The organism is Crossiella sp. SN42 (genome assembly GCF_023897065.1).
Taxonomy (GTDB): domain Bacteria; phylum Actinomycetota; class Actinomycetes; order Mycobacteriales; family Pseudonocardiaceae; genus Crossiella.
In genome coordinates, this window is record NZ_JAMHIV010000023.1 from 135,013 (window position 1) to 153,384 (window position 18,372).

General features: G+C 73.4%; 13 protein-coding genes. 7 read left to right on the plus strand and 6 right to left on the minus strand.

What is annotated here, in order from left to right:
- Positions 1 to 9 precede the first annotated feature (9 nt).
- Entirely contained in the window at positions 10 to 1,647 is a 1,638-nt protein-coding gene (locus tag M8C13_RS26970; protein ID WP_252483497.1) for a hypothetical protein, read from the plus strand.
- Here the strand turns inward: M8C13_RS26970 and M8C13_RS26975 are convergent.
- The 3 genes from M8C13_RS26975 to M8C13_RS26985 form a co-directional block, all read right to left on the minus strand.
- Positions 1,629 to 3,725 carry a tetratricopeptide repeat protein gene (locus M8C13_RS26975; RefSeq protein ID WP_305884004.1) on the minus strand — a complete coding sequence of 699 codons (2,097 nt, stop codon included), beginning with the start codon at positions 3,723 to 3,725 and terminating at the stop codon, positions 1,629 to 1,631. The genes M8C13_RS26970 and M8C13_RS26975 overlap by 19 nt on opposite strands.
- A 63-nt stretch (positions 3,726 to 3,788) precedes the next feature.
- Complete coding sequence (locus M8C13_RS26980) at positions 3,789 to 4,850, minus strand: hypothetical protein (protein ID WP_252483498.1); 1,062 nt, start codon at positions 4,848 to 4,850, stop codon at positions 3,789 to 3,791.
- The gene (locus M8C13_RS26985; protein WP_252483499.1) at positions 4,847 to 5,560 is read right to left on the minus strand and encodes a dioxygenase; all 714 of its coding nucleotides are present in this window, start codon (positions 5,558 to 5,560) and stop codon (positions 4,847 to 4,849) included. The genes M8C13_RS26980 and M8C13_RS26985 overlap by 4 nt, the downstream gene beginning before the upstream one ends.
- Before the next feature lie 80 nt (positions 5,561 to 5,640).
- Here M8C13_RS26985 and M8C13_RS26990 point away from each other — a divergent pair, with 80 nt between their 5' ends.
- A complete protein-coding gene (locus M8C13_RS26990) occupies positions 5,641 to 7,233 on the plus strand; it encodes a hypothetical protein (RefSeq protein WP_252483500.1) in 1,593 nt (530 codons plus the stop codon).
- Here the strand turns inward: M8C13_RS26990 and M8C13_RS26995 are convergent.
- Together M8C13_RS26995 and M8C13_RS27000 are read right to left on the minus strand one after the other, a co-directional pair.
- A complete protein-coding gene (locus M8C13_RS26995) occupies positions 7,205 to 9,145 on the minus strand; it encodes a hypothetical protein (protein WP_252483501.1) in 1,941 nt (646 codons plus the stop codon). The two genes, M8C13_RS26990 and M8C13_RS26995, sit on opposite strands and share 29 nt — an antisense overlap.
- Positions 9,146 to 9,191: 46 nt before the next feature.
- Positions 9,192 to 10,082, minus strand: a complete 891-nt coding sequence (locus M8C13_RS27000; RefSeq protein ID WP_252483502.1) for a hypothetical protein — start codon at positions 10,080 to 10,082, stop codon at positions 9,192 to 9,194.
- A gap of 85 nt (positions 10,083 to 10,167) precedes the next feature.
- On the opposite strand from M8C13_RS27000, the gene M8C13_RS27005 reads away from it, so the two are divergent.
- Genes M8C13_RS27005 through M8C13_RS27025 form a run of 5 tightly spaced genes read left to right on the plus strand, consistent with a single transcriptional unit; the run spans position 10,168 to position 16,849 of the window.
- Positions 10,168 to 12,858: a tetratricopeptide repeat protein gene (locus M8C13_RS27005; protein ID WP_252483503.1), complete on the plus strand. Its 2,691-nt coding sequence runs from the start codon at positions 10,168 to 10,170 to the stop codon at positions 12,856 to 12,858.
- Entirely contained in the window at positions 12,855 to 14,120 is a 1,266-nt protein-coding gene (locus M8C13_RS27010) for a glycosyltransferase (RefSeq protein WP_252483504.1), read from the plus strand. The genes M8C13_RS27005 and M8C13_RS27010 overlap by 4 nt, the downstream gene beginning before the upstream one ends.
- Entirely contained in the window at positions 14,107 to 14,817 is a 711-nt protein-coding gene (locus tag M8C13_RS27015) for a class I SAM-dependent methyltransferase (RefSeq protein ID WP_252483505.1), read from the plus strand. Before M8C13_RS27010 ends, M8C13_RS27015 begins: the two co-directional genes overlap by 14 nt.
- On the plus strand, positions 14,814 to 15,821 hold the full coding sequence (locus M8C13_RS27020) for a prenyltransferase/squalene oxidase repeat-containing protein (RefSeq protein ID WP_252483506.1): 1,008 nt from the start codon (positions 14,814 to 14,816) through the stop codon (positions 15,819 to 15,821). The genes M8C13_RS27015 and M8C13_RS27020 overlap by 4 nt, the downstream gene beginning before the upstream one ends.
- Positions 15,806 to 16,849, plus strand: a complete 1,044-nt coding sequence (locus M8C13_RS27025; protein WP_252483507.1) for a GTP-binding protein — start codon at positions 15,806 to 15,808, stop codon at positions 16,847 to 16,849. Before M8C13_RS27020 ends, M8C13_RS27025 begins: the two co-directional genes overlap by 16 nt.
- Here M8C13_RS27025 and M8C13_RS27030 read toward each other — a convergent pair.
- Complete coding sequence (locus M8C13_RS27030; RefSeq protein WP_252483508.1) at positions 16,834 to 18,372, minus strand: HEAT repeat domain-containing protein; 1,539 nt, start codon at positions 18,370 to 18,372, stop codon at positions 16,834 to 16,836. The two genes, M8C13_RS27025 and M8C13_RS27030, sit on opposite strands and share 16 nt — an antisense overlap.

Below are 18,372 nucleotides of genomic sequence, written 5' to 3' on the forward strand. Positions count from 1 at the left end.
TCACCGCTCGTGCCTGGACAGCGGTGGGTGAAGGTGCCGATCGGGCCGCACAGTCCACAGTGGACGACGGTGCGGACCGAGCGCACGGTGCTCGCGGTGGTGCACAACCTGACCGCGGCCACCCGCCTGCTGGACCTGCTGCCCTTGGTCGCCGACGACCCCAGGGTGCAGGTGGTGTTCACCTGTCCCGGTTCCTCGCCGTTTTCCGGGCGGACCGAGGAATGGCTGCACGAACGCGAGATGGCGGTCATTCCGTGGAGCCAGGCGATCCAGGTGGAGTTCGACCTGGCGATCTCCGCCAGCTACGGCGGTGACCTGCGGGATCTGCTGGCGCCCCTGGTCGTGGTGCCACACGGAATGGGCTACAATAAATACTCGCCCGGAAATCGGAAATCGGAAATCGGAAATCGGAAATCGGTTTTCGGTCTTTCGTCCCGCTGGCTACTCTCCGACGGTGAGCTCATCCCTTCGTTGATCGTGCTCTCGCACGAGGAACAGCTGACCCGCCTGGCCGCCGCCGTGCCCGAGGCCGCCGAACGCGCCCTGGTCGCCGGTGACCCGTGTTTCGACCGCCTGCTCGCCGGGCTGCCGCTGCGCCCCAGCTACCGCGCCACCCTGGGCGTCACGGACACCCAGCGGCTCGTCCTGGTCTGTTCCACCTGGGGCCCGGACTCCTTGTACGGCAACGATCCGCAGCTCATCCGCCGCCTGCTGGAAGCCCTTCCGCTGGACGACTACCGGATCGTGGTCGCCCTGCACCCCGCGGTCTGGGACGCGCATTCCCGCTGGCAGTTGCACCGCTGGCTGGCCGAGTGCACCCGCGCGGGCGCGGTTGTGCTGCCGCCGGAGGAGGGCTGGCGCGCGGCCACCATCGCCGCCGACCTGGTCATCGGCGACCATTCCAGCCTCAGCTTCTACGCCGCCGCCCTGGGCCGCCCGGTGCTGCTGGCCACCGCCCCGGCGCACGCGGTCGATCCGGACTCCGCCGTCGGCCGGTTCCTGGCCACCGCGCCACCACTGGCCGCCGACCTCCGCGCCGCCGTCGACCAGGCCATCGCCACCCACGACCCGGCCACCGCGGCCGAGGTCACCAGCCTCGCCACCTCGGCGCCCGGCGAGTCAGCCCCATTGCTGCGCAAGGCTTTCTACCAGTTGCTCGCCCTGCCCGAACCCAGTGCCCCGGCCCGCCTGGCCGCCCCGCCACTGCCCCCGGCAGCCCCGGAACCCGTTGCCGCCCAACTGGTCCAGGTGCGGCTCGACCTGCCCAAGGCCACCGTCACCCGCCACCCGGCCGAGCTGCTGCGCCAGCAGTCCGTCATGCCGCCCGGCGCGCACCTGGCCGCCGACACCACCGAGCCCTACCGCGCCTGGCTGGACCTGGCCGAGGTGGTGCTGCACACGCACACCCCGGTCACCGCGGCGTGGGTGGCCGCGACCCTGGCCGCGCTGCCGTCCTGCCAGGTCGCGGCGGGTCCGCTGGATGCGAGCAGCTGGCTCGCGGGCACCAGGGACGGCCGCCTCTTCCGGTACCTGGCCGACGGGCTGACCGGCAGGCTGGCCGCCTCGGTGCTGCGAGTGGCCGGTGACCTGCCGCCGGAGCTGACCATCGAGGTCGGCGGGCGGACCGTTCAGGCCACCCGGAAGTAGGCCACCGCCCGCCGCACCTGCCGCACCAGGCCCAGCTCGGCGTAGATGTCGGCGGCGGCCCGGTAGTGCCGCTGGGCCGAGTCGTGCTCGCCCCGCGCGGTGGCCAGCTCGGCCAGGGCCTCGTGCACCTCGCCGCGGTCGAAGTCCCGGCCCAGCCTGGTCATGGTGTCCAGCGCCGCGGCCAGCGGAGCGCCCGCGTCACCGAGCTGCCCCGCCTCGATCAGCTTCTTTCCCTGCCACAGCTGGACCTTCGCCGCGTTGTACTCCTCGCCCAGCCCGTGGAACGTCGCCTCGGCGGCCGTGAGCAACACCTGCGCGACACCCGGCTGTTCCGCCTTGGCGTCGTGCAGCTCGGCCAACGCGATCCGGCGCGGATCCTCGATCAACCGGGCACCGGCCAGGTTCTCCCGCAACAACTCCAGCGCCTCCGGGATCCGGCCCTGGTCCAGCAGCATCAGGCCAAGGCCCTCAGTCGCGGTCAACCGGGCCTCCAGATCCCCGGCCGTCCTGGCCAGCGCGATCGCGGCGTCGAAGGCTCTCTGCCCTTCGTCGAACTCCTCGCAGTGCCGGTGCACAAAGCCGATCTGCGTCCGCAGCACGCTCTCCACCAGCGGTGACCGCCGCGCCTGCGCGGACCGCGCGGCCGCCTGGAACACCGCCAGCGCCTCGGAGTGCCGCTTCAGCACCAGGAACAGCGACCACAGCAGGACGCCGAACCGGACCACCTTCTCGTGCTCACCGGCCGCCTCGGCCAGCTCCACCACCGCCCGCAGGTTCTCCACCTCGGCCAGCAGCCACTTCTCCGCGTTCTCCCGGCCAACACTGTCCACTGTGGACAGTTCGGGGAACATCCGCGCGCGCCACGGGCGGTTGGGGCACAGCGCCTGGTCAACGGACGCGGCGACGGCCAGGTAACTGTCGACCGCCCTGGTCAGGATCTCGTCGTCCGACCCGGCCGGGAACCGCCGGACCACCCCGGCGGCGTGCGACCTGATCCACGGGTGCATCGCGTACCGGTCCGCCGTCGGCGGCTCCACCAGACGCAGCCCCAGGAGCTCACGCATCCCCTTGCGCACCTCGGCCTGGGTCAACCCGGTGGCCGCGGCGAGCACACCGACGGACAGCGCGGCGAACCCGGAATGCAGACCGTAAATTCGGTGACAGGCCGCGGCTTCCGGGCCGAGCTTGCCGACCACCACGTCGAAGATCACCTCCACCGGCTCGCCGCCGGAGGTGCGCATCGAGGTCACGCCGTGCCCGGCCGCGTCCAGCTCGGCGAGCAGTTCCCGGAAGTCCATACCGGGCGTCACCAGCAACATCGCGCGCACCGCGTCCAGCAGCACCGGCACCCCGTGGCAGCGGTCGAGCACGGCCCGCACCGCCTCGGCCTGCTCCGCCATCAGCGGTACCAGCGGTTCGGCAAGGGAGAGGAACAGCTCGGCCATGTCGTCTTCCAGCGGCGCCAGCTCGATCGAGTGCGCACCCTGCGCGACCAGCGCGCGGAGGTTGTCCGAGCCGGTGGCCAGCACCACCGACCGGCCCCGGCTGGGCAGCAGCGCGGTGACCTGGTTGGCCGCCACCACGTCGTCGAGCACCAGCAGGTAGGCCTTGCCCCTGGTCAGCTCGCGGAACAGGCTGGACAGCGCGCCCAGCTCGGTCGGCTGACCGGCCCTGGCGCAGCCCAGCTGCTCCAGCACCTCGGCCAGCACCTCCGCGGTGCCGCGCGGGCGGTCGGTCCAGGCGCCGAAGCCGACGTGGATCCGGCCGTCCGGGAACTCCGGCTCGTGCTGGTTCCCCCAGTGCAGGCACAGCGCGGTCTTGCCGAAGCCCCGGCCAGCCGAGATCGTGGCCACGATCGGCTCGTGCTCCTCGGGCCGGTCCAGCAGCCGGTCCAGCGCGGCCAGCGGGCCGACCTGGTTGACGAAGGCGCGCGGCCCGCTCGGCAGGCTGGGCCGCCGCGCCGGGGACACCGCCCCGCTGTGGTGCAGGTGCACCCCGCCGTGCACCACCCCGACCTGGACCAGGTCCCCCATCACCCGGTCGACCTGGTTGTGGTTGTCCGCCCGCTCGTCCCGCATCGCCAGCTCCCCCGTCGTCGACGTGGGTCAGGCTACTGGCCTGGCGATGCGGGACGAGTGCGATCAGCGGACGGTGTGCCTGGTCTGCGGCACCAGGTCACCCTGACGGCTGATGCCGACCGCCCACACCGCGTTCGACCCCGGCACCGTGCTGAACGCCCTGGCCACGATGCCCGGATCGGCCAGGCGCTGCCAGGCGTTCGCGGCCGGGTCCCAGCGGAGCAGCACCGCGACCGCGCCCTTGCCACCGGCGGCCAGCAGCTCACCCGCGGCGGTGCGGCCGACCGCGCGCAGGCGGCCGTCCGGCACCGGCGGGACCTGGGTGGCAGCCCAGGCCGAGCCGTTCCAGCGCAGGGCGAGGGGCTGTTCGACACCGTTGACCGAGGTGGCGCCGACCGCCCAGGCCTCGGTGGGGCTGACGCTGGTCACCGCGCTCAGCCAACTGTGCCCGGTCAGTTGGGGCGCGGGTTCGGCGCGCCACTGGCCGTTGCTCAGGCGTAGCACCAAGGGACGCTGCGGCTGGCTCGCGGTGGCGAACTGGGCGCCCACCGCGAGGGCCTTGCCCGGGCCGAGGGAGACGATGCCGTTCAGCTCGCCCTTGCCGAGGGCGGGCAGGGTCTGCCGCTGCCAGGCCGTGCCGTCCCAGCGCTGGACCGCCGGGGTGCCGTTCTTGATCGCGCCCGGCACCGCCTTGCCGGCCACCCAGACCGCGTTGTGCTCCGCCAGGGCAAGGGCTTCCGGGGTCATCGTGCCGCCCGGATCGGTGGCCAGCGCGCGGCGGACCCAGGTGGTTCCGTTCCACTGCGCGGTGCCCGCGCCGGCGGCCCACATGTCGGTGGCCGAGCGCACCGCCAGCGCCTGCGGGAAGGCCTCCGCGGGCAGCGTCGAGTGCTGGGTCCACCTCCGGCCGTCCCAGCGCAGCGCGAGCATGTCCGCCGCGGTGTCGCTGCGCAGCCGGTAACCGACCGCGTAGGCCTGGGTGTCACTGAGCGCGGCCACCGCGGTCAGGTCGCCCTTGGCCACCGGGACCGGCACCGCCTGCCAGTTCAGCGGGTCCGCGCCTGCGGCCGGCGCGAGCAGCACGCCCAGCACCGCCAGCGTCGAGGCCAGCCAGCGCCTGCTCATGACACGGTCCGCTTGATCACGAAGTCGAACCGGCCACCGTAGGCGTTGGAGCCGTTGGCGTTCAACAGGATCGTGCAGGCCCGGTTGATCAGCGCGTCCTGGGCGTTGAGCGCGGCGAAGTCCCGCCCGTAGGCGACCGTGTTGTCCGGGAAGTACAGCTGGGTCACCAGCAGTGGCCCGCCGGGCGCCTGCACGTGGGTGTGGATGTGCGGGGCCCGGCGGCCCCAGCGGCCGTAGTAGTCCCTGGGGATGATCGTCTCCAGCCGGTAGCCGCCGTCGGCCCCGGTGTACTGGTGGCCGCGCAGCGAGAAACCGCTGACGTCGTAGTCGCCGTGCTGGTCGCACTGCCAGAACTCCAGCAGCGCGCGGGGAATCGGCCGGCACGCGGTGTCGTAGACAATCCCGCGCAGGGACAGGAAAACCCCGGTGATCGCCGGGGTGCGGAAGTCGGTGCGCTCCGGCGACTCGGGCCGGAACAGCGGGCCCTCCATCGCCGCCGGGGTCTCCCGGCCGGAGCAGGCCGGGGTCACCGGCACCGGTGAGCCGTCCGCGGGTGGGCGGACCGGCTGGCCGAGGGCCGCCACGGCCTGCCCGCCGCTCGCGGTCACCCCGCCCGCCGCGAGCGCCGCCGCGGTCACGCCGAGCGCGCCGGAGCGGATGAATCGTCGTCGGGAACTCGCCTGTGGTGGTGGTGCGTCATCGCGCCGCATAATTCAAACTTAAACTAGATCATCGGGGGCAGGGCTCCGCCGGAGGGAGGGCCGCGACCAGACTTTCGTAAGGTCTGGACATGTCGACGCGCCAGGACAGCCGCAGCGTGCTGTTCGTCGTGCACACCGTGGCCTCGGCCAACCGGCTGCTCGACCTGGTGCCGTTGTTCGACGCCGATCTGCGGGTGGCGCTGCATTTCACCTGCCCCGAGGATTCCACCGCGCCGGATGGGGTGGCGGAGTGCTTTGCCGCGCTGGGCATTCAGCCGCTGTCCTGGCAGGCGGCGCTGGCCGCCAAGTTCGACCTGGCGATCACCGCGAACCACCGGGGTGACCTGCACGAGCTCAGCGCGCCGGTGATGATCGTTTCGCATGGCGTCGGATATACTAAGAATTCGCCCGGAAATCGGAAATCGGAAATCGGAAATCGGAAATCGGCCTACGGCCTTTCGCCGGAGTACGTGCTGCGCGACGGCGAGGTCATCGCCAGTTCGCTGGTCCTCTCCCATTCCGAACAGCTCGACCGCCTGGCCCGGGACGTGCCGCAGGCCCTCGGCGTGGCCACCGTCGCAGGCGACCCCTGCCTGGACCGCCTGCGGGCCAGCACCCTGCTCCGCCGGCGCTACCGCGACCAGCTCGGCCTCCGGCCCGGCCAGCGCCTGATCGTCATCTCCTCCACCTGGAACCAGGGCTCGGTCTTCGGCACTTGGCCGCGGCTCTACGCCCAGCTGATGGCGGAGCTGCCGGTGGACGAGTACCGGGTGGCCGGGATCGTGCATCCCCATGTGTGGCACGGTTCCGGCCCGTTCGAGCTGCGCCGCTGGCTGGCCGACTGCGTGCGCGCGGGCCTGCTGCTGATCCCGCCGCTGGAGGGCTGGGGCCCGGCGCTGATCGCGGCGGACGCGGTGGTCGGCGACCACGGCGCGGTCACCGCCTACGGCGCGGCCCTGGACCGCCCGGTGCTGCTGGCCGCCTTCCCGGAACCGGAGGTGGTGCCCGGCACCAGCGTGGACCTGTTGGGCCGCACCGCACCCCGGCTCGATCCCACCCGCCCGCTGCGCCCGCAGCTGGACCGGGTGCTCGAGGAGTTCCTCCCCGGGCAGCACCGCGCGGTCGCCGACCTGGTGTCCAGCCATCCCGACCAGGCCGCCGCCCGCCACCGCGCCCTGGCCTACCACCTGCTCGGCCTGCCCGAACCCACTACGCCGGCCCTGGTCCCGCTGCTCGCCCCGGACCGCCTGCCGCGGCCCGCGCGCGCCGCCGCCGTGCGGATCACCGGCCGCCTCGACGGCGACGCGGTGCACCTGACCCGGCACGCCGCCGACGTGCTGCGCGGCCGTCCGCTGGACGCTCCCGAGCTCGCCGACCCGCACCTGGTCGCGCACCTGCACCACCCGGACCGCACCCTGCGGCAGACCGCGGAAGTTCTGCTCTGTCAAGAAAACGAGCTGTCCTTCGCGGCCCTGCCCAGCTGCCGGATCTTCCTGCTCGGCGACCAGCTGCGCCTGCGCGACGGCCGCCGCTACCGAGTCGAGTCCACAATGGACAGTGATCCGGCGCTGGCCGCCTCGGCCGTCCTGCTGCTGCCCGACCCACCCCGCGAGCTGCGCGTGGTCACCGGCGCGATCGAGCACCGGTTCCGGCTCACCCCGCCGGCCGCAGCCCCAGGCTGATCTCCAGCCGCACGATCTCCTGGCTGTCCGGCGCCAGCTCGCGCAGCACCACGAGCAGGCTGCGCAGCGAACCGTCCGCCCGGAACAGCTCCGCGGCCCGCCGCAACTCCGCCGTGGCCGGTTCGCCGAGTGCCCGCCGGGCCAGCCCCAGCTCCAGGGCCACCTTGGCCTGGTTGTCGGTCTCCGCCGTCCCCGCGAAGTGCTCCGCCGCCGCCAGCAGCAGCTCCACCGCCTCCGCCGGCCGTCCGATCGAACGCAGCAACCTGGCCCGCTGCAACCGCAGGATGGCGAAGGTGCGCGGCCGGGCGGGTTCCGGCACCAGGGTTTCCGTTGCCAGCCAAGACTTCTCGAACCACTCCGCCGCGTCCTCGGCGTCCCCGCGCTTCGCCGCGATCTTGCCCCGCCACTCCAGCGCGCTCTGCTGCCCCGACCCGTCCGCACAACGCGCCGCGGCCTCGTGCTGCTGGGCGAAGCACTCATCCGCCGCCGCGAGCTCGCCCACCGCGAAGTGCGCCGACCCGAGCTGCCCGGCCATCCGCATGATCGCCGCGTCCACGCCCAGCCGCCGGGCCGCGGCCAGCCCGAGCTGGTGCGTCTCGATCCAGTCGTCGTAGTGCCCGTGCAGGTGGTAGAGGCCCCACAGCGCTTCGCACAGCTGCCAGGCCGCCGCGTCGAACCCGTGCTGCTCGGCCAGCCGCACCGTGCCGCGCAAGGCGTCCCGATGCCCGGACAGCCAGGCCAGCGCCTCGGCCCTGCTGACTCGCGCGGGAGCCAGCTCGGCGAACAGCGGCCCGGACCTGGGCCGGTCGGAAAGCACCTTGTCCCTGGTCACCGCGCCGTGCAGGTAGTGCTCGATGATCCGCCCGAGCACCTGCTCCAGCTCGCGGAAGCCCTCCTCGGCCAGCGCCCGGGCGGCCGCATCCCGCCAGACCAGCTCGTCCAGCCGGTACCGCCCGTCCTGCTCGGTCAGCAACGCCAGGTCGGCCAGCTCGGCCAGCAGCTCCTCGGCGTCCGCACCGAGCAGCGCGGTGGCCGCCGCGAGATCCAGCTCAAGGCCCGGATGCAGGCCAAGTCGCCGGTAGGCCACCTGGAGGTCTCCCAGGCCCGCGTAGGTGAGGTCGAAGGACTCGCGCACCTCGTCCCGGCCCGCGCTGCTCACCGCGGCGAGCCCCTGCTTCGCGATCCGGTCCAGCAGCTTCGGCGCCCGGCTGGACGCGGCCAGCTGGGCGGCGATCACCCGCAGCGGCAACGGCAGTCCGCCGACCGAGCGCGCCACCGCGGTCAGCTGCTCCGGGGCGAGCGCGGCCGTGCCGGGCCCGAGGATCTGGCGGAACAGGTCCAGCCGGTGCGGCATCTCCAGGCCGTCGATCTCGACCAACCGGTAGCCGTGCCCGATCAGCCCCGGCGCGAGCAGCCGGGTGGTGGTCACCGCGACCGCGGCCCCCGGGGTGGCCAGCCGGAACCACTCGACCTGTCCGGCCGAGGTGACGTTCTCCAGCACCAGCAACAACTTCCGGCCCGCGGTCAGGTTCAGCAGGGCCTTGCGCCGCTCCTCCGCGGCGGCCGGCTGGTCCCGCCGGGGCAGGCCGAGCGCGGTCAGCACCTCGCCCAGCTTCTCGCCGACCGCCGCCGCTTCGTCCCGTTCCGGCCCGCCGAGCCGGACGTGGATCTGCCCGTCCGGGAACCGGTCAGGGGTGTCCCGGTACCACTTCACGATCGCGCTGAACCGGCCGGCGCCATCCGGCCCGCACACCGCCAGGAAGGTCGGCAGCCCGGCGGCGAAGGCCTGCTCGTGCAGCGTGCTCATGGTCTGCCGGTGCCGGTCCCGGTTGACGAACCAGGCCGCACTCGCGGGCAGCTCCCTCGGCGGCGCGAAGCCCGGCGCGCCCCTGTCCCCCTGCTGTTCCGCCACGCCACCCGACCCTACACAGACCCGGTGACCTGCGGTGGGCGAACGGTCACGCCCCGCGCAGGATCTCCCCGACCGGGCGACCCGTCTCCGCCTGCCCGAGGTAGGCCCGCGCGGCATGCGGCTCGCGCCCGTTGTCCACCAGCCGATGCGGCTCGACCACCTCCGCCGCTCCGGGGAACAGCCGGCCCAGCTCGGCTTCGGCGGCGATCAGGTCGTCCCGGTCCAGGATGTTCACCCAGCGGCGCAGCAGCGGCGGGACGTGCGGTGGCTGGGGTGCCAAGCGCTCGTAGATCACCGTGCGCAGCCCGAGCGGGGAACCCAGGGTGACCAGCAGCGGAAGGGGATGCGCCAGGCGGTGCAGGGCCTCGTAGGCGACCACGGTGCCCAGGGAGTGCGCGACCACGACCTTGGTCTCCGGTCCGAGCTGGGCGGTCAGGCGTTCGACGATCTGGTTCCTGGTGTCCGGTTCGGTGAAGTACTGGGCGACCTGGCCGAGGGCCTGCCAGAAGTACTGCTCGGCCAGCGCGAACCCGAGCCTGCCGAAGGTGCTCATCCGGGTGGCGGCGCGCAGCAGCGGGCGCAGCGCGGCGCGCGGGCCCTGGGCGTCGGGGTGCTCGCCGGTGGCCACCGCGAGGGCGCGGGCGGCTTCCTGGCGGTCTGCCTCCTGTGGGCCGCGGGTGGCGGCGTTGCGCAGGATGTCCGCGAGCAGTCCGGCGACCAGGTCCTCCTGGGCGGGCATGGCCACGCCCTGCTGGTCAGGGCGGCCGAACAGGTCCGCGAAGTAGGCCAGGGTGGTCCGGCCGGGCAGCGCGTCGGCTTCGGCGGTGAACCCGGCCGCGCGCAGGCCGACCGCGAGATCGGCGGTCATGCTCGCGCCCAGGTCGGCCGGATCATGCCGTTCCTGCCCGATCCCGTGCACCAGGACGACCTCGGCCACCGGTTCCCCCGATCTTTCGACACCCGTGGGTGCACCGTAGCCCGGCGGCTTGCCCGCGGCCGGGGCGGTGGGAGATCTTTCTCGGGTGGAGCGACTGGCGCTGGTGATCAGCTCGGAGTGGCATGCCTCGGGGCGGCTGGTGCCCGTGCTGGGCAAGCACGCCGACGCGGTCGCCAGGGTGCTCACCGATCCGGTGATCGGCGACTGGACCCCGGCGCTGCCCGGCCGCCCGCTGCTGCTGGACCCGACCGCGGCGGAGCTGGACGAGGCGCTGCGGCTGGCCTTCGAGCGCGCGCACCGGGACCGCGCGGTGCTACTGGTGTTCTTCGTCGGCCACGGCGTGCTGACCGAGGACGACTACTACCTGATGGCCACCGACAGCACCGACCTGCCCGACTCGCGGGACTCGCTGCTGCTCGGTCAGCGGTTCAAGGAGCTGCTGCGCCGCTACTCCGGCCTGGACGGGCTGGTCCTGGTGGTGGACGCCTGTCACTCCGGCCGGGCGATCCAGGCCGCGGGCCGGCACTTCCTGGACCAGATCAGCCGGGCGCGCCGCCGGGTGGAGGTGCTGACCGCCTCCGACGACGATCCGGCCTTCGGCGCCTGCCTAGCCCGCGCCGTGGTCACCCAGGCCGCGATCGGGCACGCCGGCTACGGCGAGCGGCTGCGGGTGGCGGATGTGCGCGAGCTGGCCAGGGACACCTGCCGTCTGCAAGTGCCGCAACAGTTCTCCTTCGACGGCACCAGCCAGCTCAGCGACGGCGATCCAGCGCTGTGGCTGCTGCACAACCCCGGTAGCCGCTGGCTGCGCTCGCCGCTGGCCGGCACCGCGCTGCTCGGCGAGGTGGAAAGACTGCTGGCCAACCGGGTGCACCGGCCGGTGTTCGCCGAGGCCGGGCGCGCGCTGGCCGGACCGGCCCGGTGCGTGGTGCTGCAGGGGCCGAGGGGCAGCGGCAAGTCGGTGGTGGTGGCCGGCCTGCTGGAGGGAGGCACGCCGGTGCACGCGGCGATCCTGCTGCGCGGCGGCGAGCTGTTGTCCCAGGTGGCCGCGGAGCTGCGCAGGCAGCTGACCGCGCAGGTCGAGGGGTTCGCCGAGGCGTTCGCGGCCTACTGCGGGCGCGGGGACCTGGTGTCGCCGGGAGCCGACCCGTTCGAGCTGAACCTGCTCGGCCCGTTGCGGTTGCTCCCGGACCCGGCCGAGGTGCGGATCGTGGTCGACGGCGTGGATGCGCTGTCCGACCAGCGGGACCGGTTGTGGGCGGGGCTGATCGCGCTGGCCACCGATCCGGCGGTGCCGGTGCGGCTGCTGGTCGCCACCCGAACCGTGCCGGACGGGCTGGCCGGGGCCGAGGTGGTCGCGGTGCCGAGGGCGACCATGGCCGAGCTGACCGAGTTCGCCCGGCTGCGCGAGCTGGAGGAGCACCAGGTCCAGCAGGTGGTCGAGCAGGCGGACGGGAGCTGGGCGGCCGCGCACCTGTTCGCCGAGGGTTTTGTGCAGCGGCGCGGATCCGCCGACGGTGGCCAGGTGCCGCGCGGACTGGCCGATGCCTACCGGGAGCGGCTGCGGCGAGCCAGGCTGCACGACGAGTCGGACCCGCTGCGCGCGCACACCAGGAGCGTGCTCGCCGCGCTGGCCGCCGCGGGAGCCGGGCCGGTGCTGCCGTTCCCGTTGCTGGCCAAGGCATGTGGGCTCACCGAGACGCAGGCGCACGCGGTGCTGCCCAGGCTCGGTTCACTGATCGTGCGCGGCCAGCCCGGCACCGCGGCCGAGCGGGTCGGCCTGGCCGAACCGGAGCTGACCGAGCACCTGGCCGACGGCACGGTGCTGGGCGTGGACCCCGCCGAGTGGCACGCCCGCCTCGCCGACGCCATCACCGAACTGGCCCCGCCGGGCGGCTCCGGCCCGGTCGCGGACTACGCGGCGGCAGCTGAAGCCCGGCACCGCTGGCGGGCCGGCCGGTTCGCCGCGGCGCTGGACAGCCTGGACGAGCGCGAGGCGCAGATCCCGGTGGAGCAGCGGGAACGCTGGATCGCGCTGGCCCGGCTCGTCGACGAGCAGTTCGGCCCGGAGCACCCGCTCACCCTGCGCGCGCAGGCCAGGATCGGGACCTGGACCGCCAAGGCCGGTGACCCGGCAACCGCGCTAAACACCTTTGCGCAGCTGCTCGAACGGGCCATCCCGCTGCTCGGCGAGGACCATCTCGAGGTGCTGAACCTGCGGGAGAACCGGGCGTTCTGGCTCGGCGAGAGCGGGAACTGGCCGCTGGCGCGAGACCTCCTCGACGCGCTCGTCGCCGACTGCGCCCGGCTGCTCGGACCGGAGCACCCGCAGACGTTGATGGCCCGCCAGCACGTGGCGCTCAGCGCGACGAAGTGCAAGCAGGAGGAACGCGGTCTGGCGCTGTTCCACGAACTGCTGCCGCTGCGCGAACGGGTGCTCGGCCCGGCCCACCTGGACACTCTCCGTACCCGGCACAACATCGCTTTCTGGGAGTCGTACCTGGCATACCCCCCCCCGTCCGTTTTTCCTTCGCGGTTCTGGTCGACGACCTCATCGCCTCGGTCGGGTCGGACCACCCGGAAACGCTCACCGCGCGTTACCACCAGGCGGTGTTCCTGCCGGAAACCCAGCGGGCGCAGGCGATCGCGCTGCTGCGCGAGCTCCGGCCCGCCATGGAGCGGGTGCTCGGCCCCTGGCACGGCGACCTGCGCAAGCTCGACGCGAAGCTGGCCGGGTATGAGGAGCCAGCCGGCAGGTAGCGCGGTGGCGGCATGACGCGACCGCTGCGGATCGCGCTGCTGACCTATCGCGGCGCCCCGCACTCCGGTGGCCAGGGCGTGTACGTGCGGCACCTCAGCCGGGAACTGCGCGCGCTCGGCCACTCGGTCGAGGTCTTCGCCGGACCGCCCCATCCCGAGCTGGATCCGGGCATCCCGCTCACCCGACTGTCCACTTTGGACATATTCGGCGAGCCGTTCCCGTTCCGGCCGCCGCCGCTGCGGCAGGTGCGCAGTGCGGCGGACTGGGTGGAGTACCTGGACTTCCGGTTCCGCGGCAACTACCCGGAGCCGCTGTCCTTCTCGCTGCGGGTGCTGCCGGAGCTGTGGGCCCGCCGGGCGGAGTTCGACCTGGTGCACGACAACCAGGGCCTGGGCTACGGGCTGCTCGGCCTGCGCTGGCTCGGCCTGCCGCTGGTGGCGACCGTGCACCACCCGGTGGCCATCGACCGCGACTTCAAGCTGGCCACGACCACCGGCGCGCACCGCCGCGGCGCGCTGCGCTGGCACCGCTTCGCCGACATGCAGGGCCGGGTGGCGCGGTGGGCCGACACGGTGCTGACCGTGTCCGCGGCTTCCAGGGCCGCGATCGTGCGCCGGATGCGGGTGCCCGCGGACCGGGTCTCGGTGGTGCCGCTCGGCGTGGACCACTCGGTGTTCACCGCCGGGTCCACCGCGAAGGCGCCGGGCCGGATCGTGACCACGGCCAGTGCGGACGTGCCGATCAAGGGGTTGCGCACGCTGCTCGCGGCGCTGGCGCTGGTGCGCGCGGAGGTGCCTGCCGAGCTGGTGGTCATCGGGCGGCCCAAGCCGGACAGCCCGGCCGCGGAACTGCTGGCCCGGCCGGAGCTGGCCGGCGCGGTGCGGTTCGCCCCTGATCTGTCCACTGTGGACCTCGCCGGACTGCTGCGGTCGGCGGAGGTGGTCTGCGTGCCCTCGCTGTTCGAGGGCTTCTCGCTGCCCGCGGCCGAGGCGATGGCCTGCGGCACGGCGCTGGTGACCACCTGGGCCGGCGCGCTGCCGGAGGTCGTCGGCCGGGACGAACAGGCCGCGGTGCTGGTGCCGCCGGCGGATCCGGTGGCGCTGGCCGCCGCGTTGACCAGGGTGCTCACCGACACCGCGCTGCGGGAGCGACTGGGCAAGGGCGGTCTGCGCCGGGCCGCCGAGTTGTCCTGGCGGCGCACCGCACTGGCCACCGTCGAGCAGTACCACCGCGTTCTCGCTGATTCCTGCCACCGGAGCGAACTTGCTGACCATTGACTTCGACCGGTTCCCGATCACGTCCGGGGACCGGGTGCTCGACTTCGGCTGCGGGCAGGGACGGCACGCCTACGCGGCCTACCGGCGCGGCGGACGGGTGCTGGCGCTGGACCTGGACGGCGCGGTGCTCAAGGAGGTCAGGGACATGTTCGGCGCGATGGCCCACGTCGGCGAGCCGCCGCCGGGCGCCACCGCGCACGCGATCCAGGGCGACGGGGCGGCGCTGCCCTTCCCCGACCACGCCTTCACCAGGGTGATGGCCGCCGAGGTGCTGGAGCACCTGCCCGAGGACGACGCGGTGCTGGCCGAGCTGACCAGGGTGCTCGCACCCGGTGGGCTGCTCGCGGTGACCGTGCCGCGCTGGCTGCCGGAGCGGATCTGCTGGGCGCTGTCCAGGGAGTACCACGAGGTCGAGGGCGGGCACGTGCGCGTCTACCGGCGGCGGGCGCTGCGGAAACTGTTGCGGCGGCACGGTTTGATCCCGCTGGGCGGCCACCACGCGCACGCGCTGCACACGCCGTACTGGTGGCTCAAGTGCGCGGTCGGGCCGAGCAACGAGACCCGGCTGGTCCGCCGCTACCACGAGTTCCTGTGCTGGGACATCGAACACGGCAACTGGGCCTCGCGCACCGCGGAACGCCTGCTGAACCCGGTGCTCGGCAAGAGCCTGGTGCTCTACGCGGTCAAACCGGCATGACCCCGGCGGAGGTCAGCGCCACCGCGCGCTGGATCCTGGCCGTCCAGCGCGCGGACGGCGCGATCCCCTGGGACGACGGCGGCAAGCTCGACCCGTGGAACCACGTGGAAGCCGCGATGGGCCTGGACGCGGCAGGCCACCACGCTGAAGCGGCAGCCGCGTTGCGCTGGCTGGCCGAACGCCAGCGCCCGGACGGCTCCTTCGCCACCGCCTACCAGGACGGCCTGGTCACCGATCCGCACGGCGACAGCAACTTCACCGCATACCTGGCTGTGGGCCTGCGCCACCACCTGCGGCACACCGGAAACCTCGCGCTGGCCAGGGAGTTGTGGCCGGTGGTGCGGGCGGCGATGGCGTTCGTGCTGGACCTGCAACGCCCGGACGGCGCGATCGGCTGGCACCGCAGGCCGGACGGCAGCGCCTGCGAGCTCGCGCTACGCGCCGGGTGCGCGAGCATCCACCACGCGCTGCGCTCGGCGGCGCTGCTCGGCCAGCGGCTCGGCGAACCCACCGCGGACCTCTCCGCCGCCGCGGACCGGCTGCGCGCCGCGCTGCTGGACGCCACGCTCTTCCTGCCCAAACCGCACTCGATGGACTGGTACTACCCGGTGCTCGGCGGCGCGGTCACCGGCGCGGCGGCCCGGGCCTGGCTGATCACCGACTGGCACCGGTTCGTGGTGCCCGGCCTCGGCGTCCGCTGCGTGCACGACCAGCCGTGGACGACCGGCGGGGAGACCGCGGAGCTGGCCCTGACTCTCGCGGTGCAGGGCGAGTCCGCGCTGGCAGGCGCGCTGTTGCGGGACCTGGCCCGGCTGCGCTGCCCGGACGGCGGATACTGGACCGGCTACCAGTTCGCCAACCGTGTGTTGTGGCCGGACGAGCGCACGACCTGGACCGCGGGCGCGGTGCTGCTCGCCGCCGCGGCGCTCGCCGGCGACCGTGCCACACTCGGCACGTTCACCCCGGTCCCCGCCGACAAGGAAGCGTTGTGCGCAAGCAGCTGATCCCGGTCATCGTGGTCGCCGGATTCCTCGGCTCCGGCAAGACAACCCTGCTCAACCACCTGCTGCACAACAGCAGGGGTGCCCGGATCGGGGTGGTGGTCAACGACTTCGGGCAGGTCAACATCGACGCGATGCTGGTGGCGGGGCAGGCTGACTCGATGGTGTCGCTGTCCAACGGCTGCCTGTGCTGCGTGGCCGACACCTCCGAGCTGGACGAGCTGCTGGACCGGCTGGCCCGGCCGCAGGCCCGGATCGACGTGATCGTGATCGAGGCCAGCGGACTGGCCGAACCGCAGACCCTGGTGCGCATGGTGGCCACCAGCGAGAACCCCCGGCTCGGTTACGGCGGGCTGGTCGAGGTGGTGGACGCGGTGGAGTTCGAGTCCACCCGGCAGCGGCACCCCGAGCTGGACAAGCACCTGCGGCTGGCGGATCTGGTGGTGCTCAACAAGACCGACCGGATCGACGACACCGAGCGGTTGCTGCTGCTCAACGAGCTGGAGCAGCTGGCGCCCGGCACGCCGGTGGTGGCCGCCGAGCACGGCAGGGTGGACACCGGCCTGCTCTTCGACCACGAGCCGCGCGCCGAGGACCTGTCCCAGCCCCGCCAGCTGACCCTGGACGAGCTGCTCCGCGAGCACGACGACCACCACGAACACCTGCACACCGGCTACGACAGCGTGACCTTCACCGAACCCGCGCCGCTGCACCCTGGACGGTTGATGGACTTCCTCCAGGACCGCCCCACCGGCGTCTACCGGATCAAGGGCTTCGTCCACTTCGGACTCCCCGGCCACGACCAGCGGTTCACCCTGCACACCGTCGGCAGCCACCTGCGGGTGACCCGTTCGCCCTGGTCACGCGGGGAGTCCCGGCTCAACCAACTGGTGCTGATCGGCACCGACGTGGACCCCGGCGAGGTGCTCGGACGGCTCGCCGGGTGCGTGGACCCGGACCCGGCGAGCACCGAGGAGCGCACCATGCTGCGGCTGCTGGCCGCGCTGGACGAACCTCAGCCGGAGAACTGACCGAGCACCGCCTCGAACCCGTCCCGCCAGGTGCCCAGGTTGTCCTCGCCGCGGGCCAGCAACACCACCCGCGCGGGCACGCCTGCCTCGGCGTAGGCGGCCAGCTTGTGGTGCCCGTCCAAGGCCACGCCGACCAGGAACCGCTCCTCGTGCTCGGCTGCCACGTAGACGTCCTCGACCCAGCCGAGCACCACCGCGGCGGGCCGCGTAGCAGCCTCGACGGCTTTCCGGTACCGGGCAACGGTGTCCGGGTCCAGCGCTGCCAACGGCTGCGTGGGCAGCAGCGCGCCGAAGGTCGGCACCGGCCCCGGGATGCGTTGCGGCAGCTGGAAGTGCTCCACCGCCGGCCAGTCCTCGATCATCTCGGCGCCCTCCCGGAACGCCCAGCGCCGCGACCACCACGACCTCGCGGGCTCGCGCACCCGCTCCACCGGCAGATCGACCAGATAGGCGCGGTAGTGCCCGGTCGGCAGCTCCCGCACCAGCGGCGCGAGCGCGGTCAACACGCCGTCCGCCAATGAGTCCACTGTGGACAGTGCAGTACGTAACCGATCCGCCACCGGGGCGACCACCCGCTCCGGCCAGCCGAGCAGCCGCATGGTGGTCTCGCAGGTCCCGCAGTCCGAGCTGACCCGGTACAGCGGACTCCCGTCCACCAGCAGCGACTTGTTCCAGCGCGGCCAGGACGATCCCGGCGTGGGCGGGTCGTAGTCGACCCGGATCCGCCCCCGGCCCTCGTGCAGCTCGAACCGCGCCCGGCGCGCCGACTCCACGGTCAGCCCGCGGATCTCCGGCTCAGCCGGCGCGGCCGGGTCGACCTGGGACCAGCTGCGCCACAACGCCTTCCGGTGCACCCGGGACGGCCCGGTCCACAGCGGGGTCAGTGGATCCCGCCCGGTCAACTGGACGAGCGCGTGCTGCACGTCGCCCGGCGCGTCCACCTCCTTGAGCAGCCGCACCAGGTACGGCACCGCGGCCGGATCGCCCAGCAGCTCCAGCGCGACCACAAACGCCGTGTGCACGAGCCCGGTCACCCGGTGCAGCCGCTCCGCGATCGGCAGGGTCCAGCGCCGATCACCCAGCCGCCCCAACGCGATCGCCGCCGGTCCCTGTTTGCCCGGCGTGTCCAGCTGCCGCCCGAGGTACTCGCCGAACCCGGCGTCCCCGGAGAGCCCCATCGCGTGCAGCACCGGATCGGCCGGGCCAAGATCGCGTTCCAGCCGCCACAGCAGCTCGGCGGGCACCCGCAACCCCAGCTGCACCGCGGTGCCGAGCAGATCGTGCGCGTCGTCGCCGGAATGCCCGGCCAGCAACCGCAGCAGCGCGGGTCCGGCCGGTTCGCCCAGGCAGCGCAGCAGCCAGCTCAGCCGCCGCCGCTGGGCCGGTCTCGCCGTGGCATACCGGGCCTCGGCCACCTCGAGGAGATCCGGCGGCCCGGCCGTGCGCAGCTCGCTCAGCGCGCGCCACGGATCCGCCGCCACCAGCGCCGCGTCCAGCGCCGCCCTGGTCCCGCCCATCGCCAT

What these genes read in the sequence shown, in the direction of transcription:
- M8C13_RS27010 (WP_252483504.1), top strand. Translation starts at nt 12,855, where the DNA reads ATGACGCGACCGCTGCGGATCGCGCTGCTGACCTATCGCGGCGCCCCG.
- M8C13_RS27030 (WP_252483508.1), bottom strand. Translation starts at nt 18,372, where the DNA reads ATGGCGATGGGCGGGACCAGGGCGGCGCTGGACGCGGCGCTGGTGGCG.
- M8C13_RS26985 (WP_252483499.1), bottom strand. Translation starts at nt 5,560, where the DNA reads ATGCGGCGCGATGACGCACCACCACCACAGGCGAGTTCCCGACGACGA.
- M8C13_RS27020 (WP_252483506.1), top strand. Translation starts at nt 14,814, where the DNA reads ATGACCCCGGCGGAGGTCAGCGCCACCGCGCGCTGGATCCTGGCCGTC.
- M8C13_RS26980 (WP_252483498.1), bottom strand. Translation starts at nt 4,850, where the DNA reads ATGAGCAGGCGCTGGCTGGCCTCGACGCTGGCGGTGCTGGGCGTGCTG.
- M8C13_RS26975 (WP_305884004.1), bottom strand. Translation starts at nt 3,725, where the DNA reads ATGCGGGACGAGCGGGCGGACAACCACAACCAGGTCGACCGGGTGATG.
- M8C13_RS26990 (WP_252483500.1), top strand. Translation starts at nt 5,641, where the DNA reads ATGTCGACGCGCCAGGACAGCCGCAGCGTGCTGTTCGTCGTGCACACC.